Origin of the sequence: Caballeronia calidae, assembly GCF_900044055.2 — a bacterium.
Taxonomy (GTDB): Bacteria; Pseudomonadota; Gammaproteobacteria; order Burkholderiales; family Burkholderiaceae; genus Caballeronia; species Caballeronia calidae.
This window is the reverse complement of sequence record NZ_FCOX02000013.1, coordinates 138984-153176: the sequence shown is the minus strand read 5'-3', so window position 1 is coordinate 153176 and position 14193 is coordinate 138984. Positions and strand designations below refer to the sequence as shown.

General features: G+C 64.8%; 10 protein-coding genes and 2 pseudogenes. 7 read left to right on the top strand and 5 right to left on the bottom strand.

What is annotated here, in order from left to right; genetic code table 11:
* Positions 1-60: 60 nt before the first annotated feature.
* The 3 genes from AWB78_RS14895 (at position 61) to AWB78_RS14885 (ending at position 2823) form a co-directional block, all read left to right on the top strand.
* Positions 61-720: a 2-hydroxychromene-2-carboxylate isomerase gene (locus tag AWB78_RS14895; protein WP_062605478.1), complete on the top strand. Its 660-nt coding sequence runs from the start codon at positions 61-63 to the stop codon at positions 718-720.
* Positions 721-858: 138 nt separating this feature from the next.
* Positions 859-1842 carry a LysR family transcriptional regulator gene (locus tag AWB78_RS14890; protein ID WP_062605439.1) on the top strand — a complete coding sequence of 328 codons (984 nt, stop codon included), beginning with the start codon at positions 859-861 and terminating at the stop codon, positions 1840-1842.
* Positions 1843-1902: 60 nt separating this feature from the next.
* Positions 1903-2823, top strand: a complete 921-nt coding sequence (locus tag AWB78_RS14885) for an AraC family transcriptional regulator (protein ID WP_062605437.1) — start codon at positions 1903-1905, stop codon at positions 2821-2823.
* Positions 2824-2834: 11 nt separating this feature from the next.
* On the opposite strand, the pseudogene xdhC reads toward AWB78_RS14885, so the two are convergent.
* From xdhC to xdhA, 3 genes and pseudogenes are all read right to left on the bottom strand, one after another.
* Positions 2835-3344: pseudogene (xdhC, locus tag AWB78_RS14880) on the bottom strand (xanthine dehydrogenase accessory protein XdhC); the annotation flags it as partial.
* Positions 3338-5701: a xanthine dehydrogenase molybdopterin binding subunit gene (gene xdhB, locus AWB78_RS14875; protein WP_062605434.1), complete on the bottom strand. Its 2364-nt coding sequence runs from the start codon at positions 5699-5701 to the stop codon at positions 3338-3340. The gene xdhB and the pseudogene xdhC, both read right to left, overlap by 7 nt.
* Positions 5702-5718: 17 nt before the next feature.
* Entirely contained in the window at positions 5719-7266 is a 1548-nt protein-coding gene (gene xdhA / locus AWB78_RS14870; RefSeq protein WP_062605432.1) for a xanthine dehydrogenase small subunit, read from the bottom strand.
* Between the two features lie 339 nt (positions 7267-7605).
* On the opposite strand from xdhA, the pseudogene AWB78_RS14865 reads away from it, so the two are divergent.
* The 4 genes and pseudogenes from AWB78_RS14865 to AWB78_RS14850 all read left to right on the top strand — a co-directional run bounded on the left by AWB78_RS14865 (position 7606) and on the right by AWB78_RS14850 (position 12632).
* Positions 7606-8817: pseudogene (locus tag AWB78_RS14865) on the top strand (MFS transporter).
* A 97-nt stretch (positions 8818-8914) separates the two neighbouring features.
* Positions 8915-9661, top strand: coding sequence for a GntR family transcriptional regulator (locus tag AWB78_RS14860; RefSeq protein ID WP_062605430.1), 747 nt, complete (start codon positions 8915-8917; stop codon positions 9659-9661).
* A gap of 57 nt (positions 9662-9718) precedes the next feature.
* Positions 9719-11104, top strand: coding sequence for a multidrug transporter subunit MdtD (mdtD, locus tag AWB78_RS14855; RefSeq protein ID WP_232477708.1), 1386 nt, complete (start codon positions 9719-9721; stop codon positions 11102-11104).
* A 256-nt stretch (positions 11105-11360) separates the two neighbouring features.
* Complete coding sequence (locus AWB78_RS14850; protein WP_062605426.1) at positions 11361-12632, top strand: EAL domain-containing protein; 1272 nt, start codon at positions 11361-11363, stop codon at positions 12630-12632.
* A gap of 1 nt (position 12633) precedes the next feature.
* Here AWB78_RS14850 and AWB78_RS47620 read toward each other — a convergent pair whose 3' ends face one another.
* Entirely contained in the window at positions 12634-12786 is a 153-nt protein-coding gene (locus AWB78_RS47620; RefSeq protein WP_198399271.1) for a hypothetical protein, read from the bottom strand.
* Between the two features lie 95 nt (positions 12787-12881).
* On the bottom strand, positions 12882-14051 hold the full coding sequence (locus AWB78_RS14845) for an acyltransferase family protein (protein ID WP_062605423.1): 1170 nt from the start codon (positions 14049-14051) through the stop codon (positions 12882-12884).
* Between the last annotated feature and the right edge of the window lie 142 nt (positions 14052-14193).

Sequence of the window (14193 nt, the reverse complement as noted above, 5' to 3'; positions counted from 1 at the left end):
CAGATGAGGCCCAGGCGCTCGCCGCGCGTGAAAGCCACGGAAACTCAGGGAGAAGGGAACATGAGTGCCCCGCATTCGGTCAGTGGTGGTCAGCCGTACTTTTTCTTCGATTTCATTTCGCCGTTTTCATACTTGCTGCTGGAACAGCACGAGAAATGGCCGGCGATGCCCTTCGAGCTCGTCCCGGTCCAGCTGATGAAGCTGCTCGAGCGCTGGAACCAGCCGCACGCCGCGACGATTCCCTCCAAGCGCGTCTTCGTCTACCGGCATGCGCTCTTCCGCGCGGAGCAACTGGGCATTCCGTTCCGGATGCCGCCCGCGCATCCGTTCGATCCGAGCAAGGCGCTGCGTCTCGCCGTGCTCGCGAACGCCGAGATCGGCTGTGTGCGGGACATCTTCCGCTACATCTGGCGCGAAGGGCGCGACCCCGCGACGCCGGAAGGCTTTCGCGCGCTGTGCCAGCACGTCGGCATGCCGGAGGCGGAATCGCGCATCGAGGACGAGGACATCAAGGCGAAGCTGCGCGACAACAATGACCGCGCCGTCGCGATGGGCGCGTTCGGCGTGCCCACGTTTCTCGTCAACAATCAGATTTTCTGGGGCGAAGACACCCTGCCGATGGTGCTTTACGTCGCGCGCTCGCCGAACTGGCTCGAGGGCGCGGAAGTGAAGCGCATCAGCGCGCTGCCGATCGCCCCGCACGACGCCGATTTCGGCTGACGGCGGCCGTGCGAAGCGGCGCGTCTATGCCGTGCATAGCGCGCCCGCTATGGCGTCAAAAATCGATAAGCGTTTAACTTCGGCTAAGGGTGCGCGAGTTCGCGCCCGCGCGTCCCGATTTCAACCGCTTCGCAGGCCATGAACGATCCCGCCGACTCACTCGACATCTGGCTCATCCGCGTGCTGCGCACGCTGCTGCTGGAGCGCAGCGTGACGCAGACCGCGCAGCGGCTGAACCAGACGCAGCCGGCGATCAGCACCGCGCTGCGGCGCCTGCGCGAAATCCTGAACGACCCGATTCTCGTGCGCGGCAAGCAGGGCATGGTGCCGACCGAATACGGCGAGTCGCTGCTGGCGCCGGCGCAGCGCGCGCTGCGCGAGGTCGAATTCGTCGCGACGCCGCATGGCGATTTCGATCCGGCGAGCTCGCGCCGCACCTTCCGCGTCGCCGCGCCCGATTATCTGAACGATTTCTTCATGCCGACGCTCGTCGCCGCCTTTCGCGATGCGGCGCCCAACGCGCGTCTGGAAATCGAATCGCTGAACCCGATGCGCGATCACGAGCGCATGCTCGACGAAGGCGAGATCGACCTGATGGTCGCCAACTGGACGAAGCCCGAGCCGCGCTTCGAGCGTCAAGACCTCTTCACCGACGTATTCGTCTGCCTGATGCGGGCGAGCCATCCGCTCGCGCGCGAGCCGCTGACGGCAGAACGCTACGCGCTCGCCGCGCATCTCGCGCCGACGCCGTATAGCGGCGGCCGGCGTCATCCGATCGATATCGGCCTGTCGCGCGCGGGCATCGAGCGCCGCATCGTCACGACGATTCCGTACTTCGGCCTCGTGCCGCAAGTGCTTCTGCAATCGGACCTGATCTTTACCGCGCCGCGCCGCTTCGCGCAGCACTACGCGGCGATGCTGCCGCTCGCGGTGCTCGATTCGCCGGTGCCGTTTCCGCGCATCAAGTGCTATCAGCTTTCGCTGCCGCAGCCCGACCAGCCGACGGATGTCACGTGGCTGCGCGACCTGATGTCGGGCGTGTCCGATTCGCTCACGCGCAAGAAGGCCGTCGCCGCTTCGCCGGGCGACGCGGCCATCGAACTGCGCGAAGTCGCGAAGTAACGCACGCGCGCGGCGCGACTTCGGTACTATCCCGAACGACACCCTCAGCCGCCCGCCCACATGGATGCTCTCGACAAACTGATCCAGCTCGCGAATCTTTCCGGCGCGCTCGACCTTCGCTGTCTGCTGAGCGGTCCGCTGGAGCTCGAACACGCGAGCGCGCCCGCCGGCGAAGCGGTGTATCACGTCGTGCTGGATGGCGCGTGCACCGTAGTTCGCCATGGCCAGCCGCCGCTCGAACTGAGCGCGGGCGATATCTTCTTTCTGCCGCGCGGCGACGCGCACGTGCTGAGCATCAAGGCGCGCGATGCGAAAGCCATGACGCGCGAGATGGAATCACGCGACAACGGCGCGGTCACGGTGAGGAGCAATTGCGGCGACAGCGCGCCGGGCATCGATCTGCTATGCGGGCGTTTTCTCTATGCGCCACGCGCGCTTCTGATCGACGTGCTGCCGGATGTCGTGCATGTGTCGTTCACGAACGCGTCGGCGGCGGATCTCGCGCCGCTCGTCCAGACGATGCGTCGCGAGGCGGAGGAAGCGCGGCTCGGCGCGCCGTCGATCGTCACGGCGCTGTCCACCGCGCTCTTCACGATGGTGCTGCGCGCGTGGCTCGACGGCCAGCCGTCGCTGGCGGGCGTGCTCGGTCTGCTGGGGAACCGCCGGCTGGGGGCGTCGATCATTGCGATGCTGGAGCGGCCCGCCGAGCCGTGGACGCTGGAAATGCTGGCGAAGGAAGCGGCGATGTCGCGCGCCACGTTCATGCGCGCGTTCTCCGCGCATTCGGACAGCTCGCCGCTCGCGTTGCTGAGTCACGTGCGCATGCAGCTCGCGAGCACGATGCTCACGCATACGAAGAAGAGCATCGCCGATGTCGCGGCCGATGTCGGATATCAGTCGGAAGCGGCGTTCAGCAAGCGGTTCAAGGAGTTATACGGCGTCGCGCCGGGACGCTTCAGGCAGACCAACGGCCTCGTCTGAAGCGCCGATGCTCACGCGGCGAGGCGCGCGGCCTTCACTGTCGACGCGCCCAGCCGCGCCACCATCTCCCGCACGCGCAGCAATTGCGCCGCGACGGCCATCGCGATCGACCACGGCGCCTTGTCGACGATGCCTTCCACGCCGATCGGGCATGTGATCTCCGGCAGCCGGTCCGCCGCGACACCCCGCTCGATCAGCCGCCGCTCGAACTTCACGCGCTTCGTCTTCGAGCCGATCAACCCGAAGTACGCGAAGTCATCGCGCCGCATGATGCGTTGCGTGAGCGAGAAGTCGAGCGAATGATCGTGCGTCATCACGATGAAATACGCGCCCGCCGGCGCGTCATCGACGATTGCATCGGGCAGATCGGTCGCCTCGATCTGCACGTTCGCGGGGACTTCGTCGGGGAAAAGCTCGTCGCGCGCATCGACCCATTGCACGACGCACGGCAGCGTGCCGAGCACCTTCACGAGCGCGTGGCCGACGTGGCCCGCGCCGAACAGGACGACGTGCATCATGACCGTGTGCTCCTCACCGCGTTCACCGCCTTCAAAATCTCTTCCGCCGTGGCGGGTGCGTTCAAAGGCGGGTTCACCTTGTGATCGCCGACCGCCGACACCGCATCGCGGATCGCGAAGAACACCGAGAACGGCAGCAAGAGCGGCGGCTCGCCTACCGCCTTCGAACGATGGATGCTGTCCTCGACGTTGCGGTTGTTGAAGAGATTCACGCGGAAATCGGCGGGCATGTCATTCGTCGTCGGAATCTTGTAGGTGGACGGCGCGTGCGTCATCAGCTTGCCGTTGTCGTTCCACCAGAGCTCTTCCGTCGTGAGCCAGCCCATGCCCTGCACGAACGCGCCTTCGACCTGGCCTTTGTCGAGCGCCGGATTCAGCGACGCGCCCACATCGTGCAGCGCATCCGCGCGCAGCACGCGCATTTCGCCGGTCAGCGTGTCGATCACCACTTCCGATACCGCCGCGCCATACGAGTAGTAATAGAACGGACGGCCCTGCATCGTCGCCTGATCCCAGTGGAGCTTGGGCGTCGCGTAGAAGCCGTCGGACCACAACTGCACGCGTGCGAGATACGCCTTCTGCACGACTTCGCCGAACGGAATCGCATCGTCGCCGACGATCACGCGGTCGTTCGCGAAGCGCACTTCCGATGCCGTCACCGTGCCGCCGCCGAACTTCTCCGCCGCGAACTTCGCGAGCCGTTCGCGCAACTGACGCGCCGCGTCCTGCGCGGCCTTGCCGTTCAGATCGGTGCCGGTCGATGCCGCCGTCGCCGAGGTATTCGCGACCTTGCTCGTGTCCGTCGCCGTCACGCGCACGCGCTCGAAGTTCACGCCGAGTTCGTGCGCGACCACTTGCGCGACCTTCGTGTTCAGGCCCTGGCCCATTTCGGTGCCGCCGTGGTTCACAAGCATCGAGCCATCGGTGTAGATGTGAACCAGGGCGCCCGCCTGGTTGAAGTGCGTCACGTTGAACGCGATGCCGAACTTCACCGGCGTCAGCGCGAGGCCCTTCTTCAGGATCTCGTTGTTCGCGTTGAACTCGTCGATGGCCGCGCGGCGGCGGCGATAATCGCTCGTCGCTTCGAGCTCGCCGAGCAGCTCGTGCAGCACGTTGTCCTCGACCGTCTGGCCGTAGGGCGTCCTGTTGTTCTCCGTCTTGCCGTAGAGATTGGCGTAGCGCACGTCGAGCGAATCGCGGCCGACCGAACGCGCGACGTTGTCCATGATGTACTCGATCGCGAACGCGCCCTGCGGCCCGCCGAAGCCGCGGAACGCGGTGTTCGACTGCGTGTTGGTCTTGCCGCAATAGCCTTCGATCTTCACATCCGACAGCCAGTACGCGTTGTCGAAGTGGCACACGGCGCGCGTCATCACGGGGCCGGACAAATCGGCGGAAAAGCCGCAGCGCGAGGTCATGTCGACGGCGACGCCATCGATCCTGCCTTCGTCGTCGTAGCCGACTTCGAAGTCGTACACGAAGTCGTGGCGCTTGCCGGTGATCATCATGTCGTCGTCGCGGTCCGGACGCAGCTTGACCGGGCACAAGAGCTTCCACGCGGCGAGCGCCGCGCAGCACGCGAACAGACCCGACTGCGATTCCTTGCCGCCGAAGCCGCCGCCCATGCGCCGGCACTCGACGAGCACGTTGTGCGAATGCACGTTGAGCACGTGCGCGACGAGATGCTGCATTTCCGTCGGGTGCTGCGTCGAGCAGTAGACGTGCATGCCGTCGTCGTCCTTCGGCACGGCGTAGGCGATCTGGCCTTCGAGATAGAACTGTTCCTGGCCGCCCAGCTTCATCGCGCCGCGCTCGTGATGCGCGGCCTTCGACATGCGGCCTTCGGCGTCGCCGCGCGAGAGCTTGAGCGGATTCAGCACATACGACTCCGCCTTGCGCGCGTCCTGCGCCGTCAGCACGGGCACGAGGTCTTCGAACTCGATGGTCGCGCGGCGCGCGGCGAGTCGCGCCGTATCGTGCGATGTCGCGACGACGACGAACATCGGCTGGCCAACATACTGCACGATGCCCTGCGCGAGCACGGGATCGTCGTGGATGATCGGGCCGCAGTCGTTCACGCCGGGGATGTCGTCGGCGGTGAAGACGGCGACGACGCCCGGCGTGGCGCGCACGGCGTCGAAGTTCATCGATACGATCTTCGCGTGCGCCTTCGGGCTCGTGCCGAGCGCGGCGTGCAGCGTGCCCGCGACGAGCGGAATATCGTCGGTGTAGCTCGCGCGCCCGCTCACATGCAGATGCGCCGATTCATGCGGACGCGATACGTGGACCTGCTTGAACGCGTCGATTTCGTTCGCGAGCGACTGGGCTTCGGCGAGGAAAGCTTCTGCTTGCTGATTCATGTCTTCTTCTCCCCTTCTTACTTCGCTTCGACGAGTTCGATTGCACGCACATCCAGCTTCGATTTATCCAGCGGATTCCGCGGACGCGTCTCGAGCCAGAAGCGATACAGCAGGCTCTTCGCGGTGTCGAGGCGATAGTCGCTGCTCGCGCGCATGTCGGTGAGCGGCTGATAGTCCTTGCCGAGCGCGAGCATCGCGGCTTGCGCGGTGGCTTCGTGCCAGCGGGCGTCGGCAAGAACGGCTTCGGCGTGCGCGGCGCGCTTCGGCGTCGCGGCCATGCCGCCGTAGACGAGACGCGGCTCGCGGATCGTATCGCCATCAACGATGAAGCTGAATGCGGCGTACACGGCGGAAATATCGGAGTCGAAGCGCTTCGACAGCTTGTACGCGCGGAACTGCAGCTTCGCGCGCTTGCCGGTGCGCGTCGGCACGCGGATCGCGGCGACGAACTCGTTCTCCGCCATGTCCTTCTTCTGATACGCGATGTACAGATCTTCGAGCGGCATCTCGCGCGTGCCGCCGACACTTTGCAGCACGACGCGCGCATTCAACGCGATGAGACCGGGCATCGAATCGCCGATCGGCGAGCCGTTCGCGACGTTGCCGCCGAGCGTGCCCGCATTGCGGATCGGCAGGGACGCGAAGCGCTGACGCGTCTCTTCGAGCTCGGGGTAGACCTTCACGATTTCGTCGTACGCGCGCTCGACCGTCACGCCCGCACCGATTTCGATCCAGTCTTCGGTCGTCTCGACATGCCGGAACGCTTCGATCTGCCCGACATAAACGATGTCGCCGAGATCGCGCAGCTGCTTCGTCACCCACAGTCCGATGTCCGTGCTGCCCGCGAGGATGCGAACGTTCGGATTCTTGTCCTTCAGCGTGGCGAGCGCCTCGACGGTGCGCGGCGCGTCGAACTGGCGGCCCGCGTGTTCGTAATGGAAGGTGTGGTCGCGCTTCAGACTGTCGAGCGTGCGCGCGAGCGCCGGCACGTTGACGGGCGCGAGCGGCGCGTGATCGAACATCTGCTCGGCGGCATCGATGATCGGCCGGTAGCCCGTGCAGCGGCACAGGTTGCCCGTCAGCGCGTCGCTGATTTCCTGGCGCGAGGGCTTCGTCTTTTCGCAGGTTCCGGCGCAGCCCGTCGTCGCATGGCCATGCTTTTCGTAGAGCGCGAACATCGACATCGCGAAACCCGGCGTGCAGAAGCCGCACTGCGAGCCGTGGCAGTCGACCAATGCCTGCTGGACCGGATGCAGCGTGCCGTCCGGCTGGCGCAAGTCTTCGACGGTGAAGAGCGCGCGGCCGTCGAGCGTCGGCAGGAATTGCACGCACGCGTTGACCGCCTTGAACGCGACGCCGCCCTCGCCATCCGGCTCGCCGATGACGACCGTGCACGCGCCGCAATCGCCTTCCGCGCAGCCTTCCTTGGTGCCGGTGCAGCGCGCGTCTTCGCGCAGGTATTGCAGGACGGTGCGCGTCGTCGATGCGCCGCTCACTTCCTGGATCGCATTGCGATGATAGAAGCGGATGGGCTGGTTGTTCGACTCACTAAGCGGCTGGCTCATGGGTTCTGTCTCGCGGGGCTTTTTGCATCGTGCTGGTTGCGCGGGATGCGCAGCCGGTGGCTTCGGCTATTTCTGGGCGATGGATCGGACTACTCCTATCGCCTCGATGGTTCGAAAGCTATCACCACCAAAAGCCACAACCCATAGCCGACGCTACATGAGCGACATATTCGTCCCCCGATATGTCGCCCAACCCTTGCCGGACAAGGCTCCCAGCGATCCCGCCCAACCGGCCGGACAGGCAATTTGTCCTACCTGGTTACAAAACCGGTGCGACGTTGCGCCGCAACATATGGGAGAATCATGCCTTCGCGCCGAATTCAACCCCGCAATTTCCCTATGTCCACCGAGCCTAGCAACAAGCCGCAAGGCGATTTCGCCGTCACGCTGCGGATTCTGCCGGTCGTGCTGTACACGTTCCTCTGCTACCTGACGATCGGTATTCCGCTCGCGGTGCTGCCGGGCTTCGTGCACACGGATCTGGGATATGGCTCGGTGATGGCGGGCGCGGCGATCAGCGTCCAGTATTTCGCGACGCTGATGTCGCGGCCGCTCGCGGGCCGCACCGCCGACACGCTCGGCCCCAAGAAAACCGTGCTGTACGGTCTCGCGGCATGCGCGGCGAGCGGCGTGCTGCTGCTCGGCTCGGCGCTCGCCGCGCAATGGCATGTGGTGAGTCTCGTGCTGCTGGTGATCGCGCGGCTCGTGCTCGGCTTCGGCGAGAGCTGGGTCGGCACGGGATCGATCACGTGGGGGATCGGCCGCGTCGGCGTGACCAACAACGCGAAAGTGATTTCGTGGAACGGCATCGCGACCTACGGCGCGCTGGCGATCGGCGCGCCGTAGGTCGCGATCGATCATTCGCTGGGGTTCGCGTCGCTCGGTCTGATCGTGATCGCGCTGGGCGGCTTCGGTTACTGGCTCGCGACGCGCATGGCGAGCGTGCCCGTCGTGCATGGCGAGCGCATGTCGTATCGCAGTGTGTTCTTCCGCGTGCTGCCGCATGGATTGGGTCTCGCGCTCGGATCGGCGGGCTTCGGCTCCATCGCGACGTTCATCACGCTGTTCTACGCCGCGCACAACTGGCCGAATGCAGCGCTTTCGCTCACGGTTTTCGGCACGATGTTCATCGGCGCGCGGCTCTTGTTCGCCAACACGATCAAGTCGTATGGCGGGTTCCGCGTGGCGATCGTGTCGTTTGCTTTCGAATGCGCCGGCTTGCTGATGCTGTGGCTCGCCGCCGAGCCCACTTTCGCGCTCGCGGGCGCGGCGCTGACCGGGTTCGGGTTTGCGCTCGTGTTTCCGGCATTGGGAGTCGAGGCGGTCGGGCTCGTGCCGCCCGCCAGCCGCGGTGCCGCGCTTTCGGCTTATTCCGTGTTTCTCGATTTGTCGCTCGGGTTGACTGGACCGCTCGCGGGGTATGTCGCGGGTGAGTTCGGGTATGGGTCGGTGTTTCTGTTCGCCGCGGTGGCGGCCGCTGCCGCGGTGGCGTTGTCGGTTGCGCTCTATATGCGCGCGGGGCGCGGGGTGGGTGGGGCGGCTACGGCTTGAGGCTGTCGGTGCTTCCCTAACGCCCCCATCGCCCCCCATCCCCCTCTCCCCCCGCCCATGTCTTAAAATCCCCGCTTGGCCCATTAGCGTCCGCTTTATGAACCCGACCTCGGAAGACCGTTGGCGCGACTTGCGCCCGGACCCGGACAGCGACACTCCGCTCTATCTTCAACTCGCCCGCAAGCTCGCCAACGCCATTCACGAGAACCGCTGGAACGCAGGCGAAGCGCTGCCCTCCGAACGCGTGTTGTCCGAAGCGCTGGGCGTCTCGCGGATCACATCGAGAAAGGCCATCGCGCTGCTCGTCGAGCAAGGGCTGATTCGCCGCGAGCAAGGCGCCGGCAGCTTCATCACGCCGCGCTATGAAGATCCACTCTCGCGTCTGTCGAGCTTCTCCGAAATGTTGCGGCGGCGCGGCTTCAGGCCCAGTTCGCGGTGGCTCTCGCGCACCATCGAGCCCGCCAATCGCGATGAAGTCATCCAGCTCGGCCTCTCGCCCGCCGCCACCGTCACGCGCCTGAAACGCCTGCGCCTCGCCGACGACATCGTGATGGCCGTCGAAAACTCGACCTTTCCGGCCGCCTGCATTCCCGATCCGGAAACCATCGGCGATTCGCTCTACAGTTATCTCGATGCGCGCGGGCTTTCCATCATCCGCGCGCTCCAGCACTTTCGCGCGGTGAACGCGAGCCCGGAGATTGCCGGGCAGATGGGCATCGCGCCACACGATGCGCTCCTGCTCATCACGCGCGTGGGCTACACCGCCGATCAGCGCGCGATCGAACTCACCGATACCTACTGCCGCAACGACTACTACGACTTCGTCGCGGAACTCCGAAAGTAAGACACCGGCATGACCGAAACCGCCACAGCCCAGCCGTCCGACCGATCGCTTTCCATCATGCTGTGGCTCGTCGCCACGGGCTTCTTCATGCAGACGCTCGATTCGACGATCGTCAACACCGCGCTCCCCGCCATGGCGCGAAGCCTCGGTGAAGCGCCGCTGCGCATGCAGGGCGTCGTGATCGCCTACTCGCTGACGATGGCGATGATGATCCCCGTCTCCGGCTGGCTCGCCGACAAGCTCGGCACGAAACGCGTGTTCTTCAGCGCGATTCTCGTGTTCACCATCGGTTCGCTGCTCTGCGCGAACGCGCAATCGCTGACGGCGCTCGTCGCGTATCGCGTCGTGCAGGGCGTCGGCGGCGCGATGCTGCTGCCGGTCGGACGACTCGCCGTGCTGCGCGTGTTTCCCGCCGAACGCTATCTCTCGGCGCTGGCGTTCGTCGCGATTCCGGGTCTGATCGGACCGCTCATCGGCCCGACGCTCGGCGGCTGGCTCGTGCAGATCGCATCGTGGCACTGGATCTTTCTCATCAACGTGCCGGTGGGCGTGATCGGCTGCATCGCAACGAACCTGTACATGCCCGACAGCCGCAATCCCGCGACCGCGCGCTTCGATCTCGCGGGTTATCTGCTGCTCGCCGTCGGCATGGTCGCGCTGACGATTTCCCTCGATGGCCTCGCCGATCTCGGCCTGCAGCACGCAATCGTGATCGTGCTGCTCGTGCTCTCGTTCGGCTGCTTCGTCGCCTACGGCCTGCACGCGACGCGCGCCGCCCAGCCGATCTTCTCGCTTGATCTCTTCAAGATCCACACGTTCAGCGTCGGCCTGCTCGGCAATCTGTTCGCACGCATCGGCAGCGGCGCGATGCCGTATCTGATTCCGCTGCTCTTGCAGGTGAGCCTCGGCTACACCGCGTTCCAGGCGGGCATGATGATGTTGCCCGTCGCCGCGGCGGGCATGGCGTCCAAGCGGCTCGTCACGCGTCTCATCGAAAAGTTCGGCTATCGGCGCGTGCTCGTCGTGAACACCGTGCTGGTCGGGCTGATGATGGCGAGCTTCTCGCTCGCGAGCGCGCATCAGCCGCTATGGCTGCGGCTCGTGCAACTGGCCGCCTTCGGTGCCGTCAATTCGATGCAGTTCACCGCGATGAACACGCTCACGCTCAAGGATCTCGGCACGGGCGGCGCGAGCAGCGGCAACAGCCTCTTCTCGCTCGTGCAAATGCTGTCGATGAGTCTCGGCGTGACCGTCGCCGGCGCGATTCTCTCGACCTTCACCGGGTTGTTGCCGCAGGTCACGGCGACGAACTCGCTGCCCGCGTTCCATGCGACGTTCCTGTGCGTCGGCGTCATCACCGCGGCGACGGCATGGATCTTCGGCCAACTCGCGCCGGAAGTGCGCTCGGCGGGCAGAAAGCCCGATCCGTCGGAATCGAACTGACCCGGCGTGACGGGCCGCGACGTGCGCGCCGCGCACCGCACCGGTGCCATCGCGCACGATCGCGCGGCGCGCGCTCCCGCATGTGCGGCACGCTTGCCCAATCCGCACACGAATCGCCGCGCGAATCGCTCGCAATAGGCCCGCAATACTTTGCCGAGCCGCTTGAATATTGAATTTGCACGCTTTTTGCTCGAACGCTCGTGTACCGATCCGGTAAACTATCTCGATAAAGTCAATTGCCTCGCGCTTCGACACCATGAGCATGGTTGATCTCGACCCTCCCCGCTTCCAGCAGCCCCGGCCCATCGCCGGCGACGATGGATCGCGTCGCACCGTGCTGTACGGCGAGTACACCGTTTTCAGCGTGTTTCAGCCCGTCTTCTCCGTGTCACACCGGCGCGCGATCGGCTATCACGCGTCCTTGCGCGCTCGCGACGACGTGCATCGGCACGTTCCGTCGCACGAAGTCTTCACGCAAGCCGCGCGGCGCGGCGATCTGCTCGAACTCGGCCGGCTCGCGGAATCGCTGCATCTAGGCAATTTCAATGCATTCGACAGCCACGACGAATGGCTCTTCCTGAGCCTGCATCCGGCCGCGCTGATGGATACGAGCTACGGCGATGCGCTGCTCGCGGCGCTGAAGGACATCGGCCTGCCACCGCAGCGCGTGGTGCTCGAAGTGCCCGAGCAGGCGGGCGGCGAGACGACGCGCTTCGCGGAGATCATCGATTCGATGCGCAAGTCGGGCTTTCTCATTGCGCTGGACGGCTTCGGCGTGAAGCATTCGAACATCGATCGCGTGTGGCATCTGCGGCCCGATATCGTGACGCTCGACCGCTGCATCCTGCAGCAGGCGACGGAGCATTCGCATATCGAGCGCGTGCTGCCGCGTCTCGTGTCGCTGCTGCACGAATCGGGTCAGCTCGTTCTGATGGGCGGTCTCGCGACGGAGCGCGACGCGCTGATCGCGCTCGAATGCAACGTCGATTTCGTGCAGGGCGCGTATTTCGCGCAGCCGAGCGTCGATGCGGTGCATAGCGAAGTCGCGGCGGGCGTGATGGATGCACTGACGGCGGCATCGCGCGAACGCGTCGCGGCGCGCGAGCGGGCGCAGTCCACGCGGCTCGAGCCGTACGTGAGCGGGCTCGAGCGTGCTGCGGTCCTGCTGATGGAAGGCGAGTCGCTCGTCGCCGCGACGAGCGAGCTGCTGCAACTCGCCGACACCGCCCGCTGCTTCCTGCTCGATCAGGCCGGGCGGCAGATCGGCGACAACGTCGTGCCGATCGTGCGCACGTCGCAGCGCGCGAAGCGCTTCAGTCCGCTGCTGCATTCGGAGGGCGCGAGCTGGGAACGCCGGCCGTATTTCATCGAGGCGCTGCGCGCGCCGGGGCGTGTGCATCTGACGGCGCCTTATCTGTCGATCAACGAGGCGCACTTGTGCGTGACGGCGTCGATCGCGGCGCAGACGCCTTACGGGTTGCAGGTGTTGTGCGTCGATATCAACTGGGAAGGCGCCAAACGGCGATAGCCTAGGAGCCGGTATTCGAATCCGGTCGCAGAAGATCGAAGCCCGCGAGCGCGAGCACGCCCGACAGCGCGATGAGCGCGGCGGAATGGCGCCCGAAGTAAAGGAGCGCGGCGGCTGACCATGCCGAAAGGCAAAGGAAGGCGAAGCGTTTCATGATGGCGATGCGGTTCGAACATATGGCAAGCCAACATTTTAGGCTCGCGTGTCGAACCGGGCAGCGACGGCACTGCTCGATGTTCCCCTGTACGCTTACTTCCCCTTGTCGAACAGATACTTCGATGCCATTGATCGGACGCCGAGCGTTGCCCTGTCGCGTTGCTTTCGCCGGGTCAGATACCGGCCCAGTCGAATCGACGGCTTTTCGACCGCGTAATACCCCGCGATGCTGACCGGAAGAATCAGCACGGCGGCGACTACCAGCGACATGCGTTGATACGCCTCGCCGAAATAATGCAGAACGCCGAGCAGCACGATGCAGTGAAGCAGATACAGACTGAACGATATCTTCCCGAGGAACACGAGCGGTCGCGCAGCCAGAACGGCTGCAAACGGCTTGAGTGAAATCGCCAGAACCAGAATACAAGTCACGGCCGGAAGGATGACCCAGTCGTCGGCAAAACTGCGCAGCACATCATTGGACACGAGGTGCGGGTTCACCGCGCCGACCAAACCATAGACGGCGATGCAGATCATCAACGCTCCGAAGAGCGATCGCGAAGAGTATGTGCCGAGCTTCGACGAGATCGCATCGCGATATCGCGCAATCAGCGTGCCCAGGACGAACATCGAGATGTAGTGGATGGTGGGAATCCATTCGCCCTGCAGGCTCGCGTCCATGAGCGTCCGGCTCGCATGGTGGTAATAGCCCGACACGGCGAGAGACAGAGCGGCACTTAGCGCGACAGACAACCAGAGCGGCATTGCGAACACGGCGACGACGATGATCGGAAAGATCAGCGAGATACGCATCTCGTAGATCAACGACCAAAGCACCGGGTCCAGCGTACTGTTGTCGAATGGAAGCAGAAAGTAGATGTGACTCAGCAGGTCATGGCGATCGATGTCCGCGTGCCATGCCTGATTGACCCACGGACCCGTCCACGACAACCCCGACCGATAGAGCGCGCCATACGCCGCGTAGGCAGCCAGGACCGCGATCAGATACGGGATATAGATACGGCAGACCCGCTTGACGACGAACTCGGCGAAACCGGGCTTGCTCTCGCCGGTGATCTGAAGAGTGAGTGCGAAACCGCTCAGCGTAAAGAACAGAATCACGGCGGAATGCCCTTCCGTGAAAAGGCGCCAGGGAGCGTGCCGCATCCATTCCATCGGTGCGATCTGCGAGTAGTGGTTGAAAACCACGGTCAAAGCGGCAATGCCCCGCAACGAATCGAGTTGGTGATAGCGTGTCGTCATTGTTCGGCGTGGGAATCGAAAGCGACCAGGACTCGGTTAGACCCGACGAGCCTTCGATGTTCCCCAAGAGGCCGGCGTACGCAATGACCCCGTTTTGAGCTCGGATTCGAACCGCCTTTGACCGCTCGCGCCGGGCGCACCA

Coding starts and splice junctions, on each gene's coding strand:
- AWB78_RS14895 (WP_062605478.1), top strand. CDS start 61: ATGAGTGCCCCGCATTCGGTCAGTGGTGGTCAGCCGTACTTTTTCTTC.
- AWB78_RS14890 (WP_062605439.1), top strand. CDS start 859: ATGAACGATCCCGCCGACTCACTCGACATCTGGCTCATCCGCGTGCTG.
- AWB78_RS14885 (WP_062605437.1), top strand. CDS start 1,903: ATGGATGCTCTCGACAAACTGATCCAGCTCGCGAATCTTTCCGGCGCG.
- xdhB (WP_062605434.1), bottom strand. CDS start 5,701: ATGAATCAGCAAGCAGAAGCTTTCCTCGCCGAAGCCCAGTCGCTCGCG.
- xdhA (WP_062605432.1), bottom strand. CDS start 7,266: ATGAGCCAGCCGCTTAGTGAGTCGAACAACCAGCCCATCCGCTTCTAT.
- AWB78_RS14860 (WP_062605430.1), top strand. CDS start 8,915: ATGAACCCGACCTCGGAAGACCGTTGGCGCGACTTGCGCCCGGACCCG.
- mdtD (WP_232477708.1), top strand. CDS start 9,719: ATGCTGTGGCTCGTCGCCACGGGCTTCTTCATGCAGACGCTCGATTCG.
- AWB78_RS14850 (WP_062605426.1), top strand. CDS start 11,361: ATGAGCATGGTTGATCTCGACCCTCCCCGCTTCCAGCAGCCCCGGCCC.
- AWB78_RS47620 (WP_198399271.1), bottom strand. CDS start 12,786: ATGAAACGCTTCGCCTTCCTTTGCCTTTCGGCATGGTCAGCCGCCGCG.
- AWB78_RS14845 (WP_062605423.1), bottom strand. CDS start 14,051: ATGACGACACGCTATCACCAACTCGATTCGTTGCGGGGCATTGCCGCT.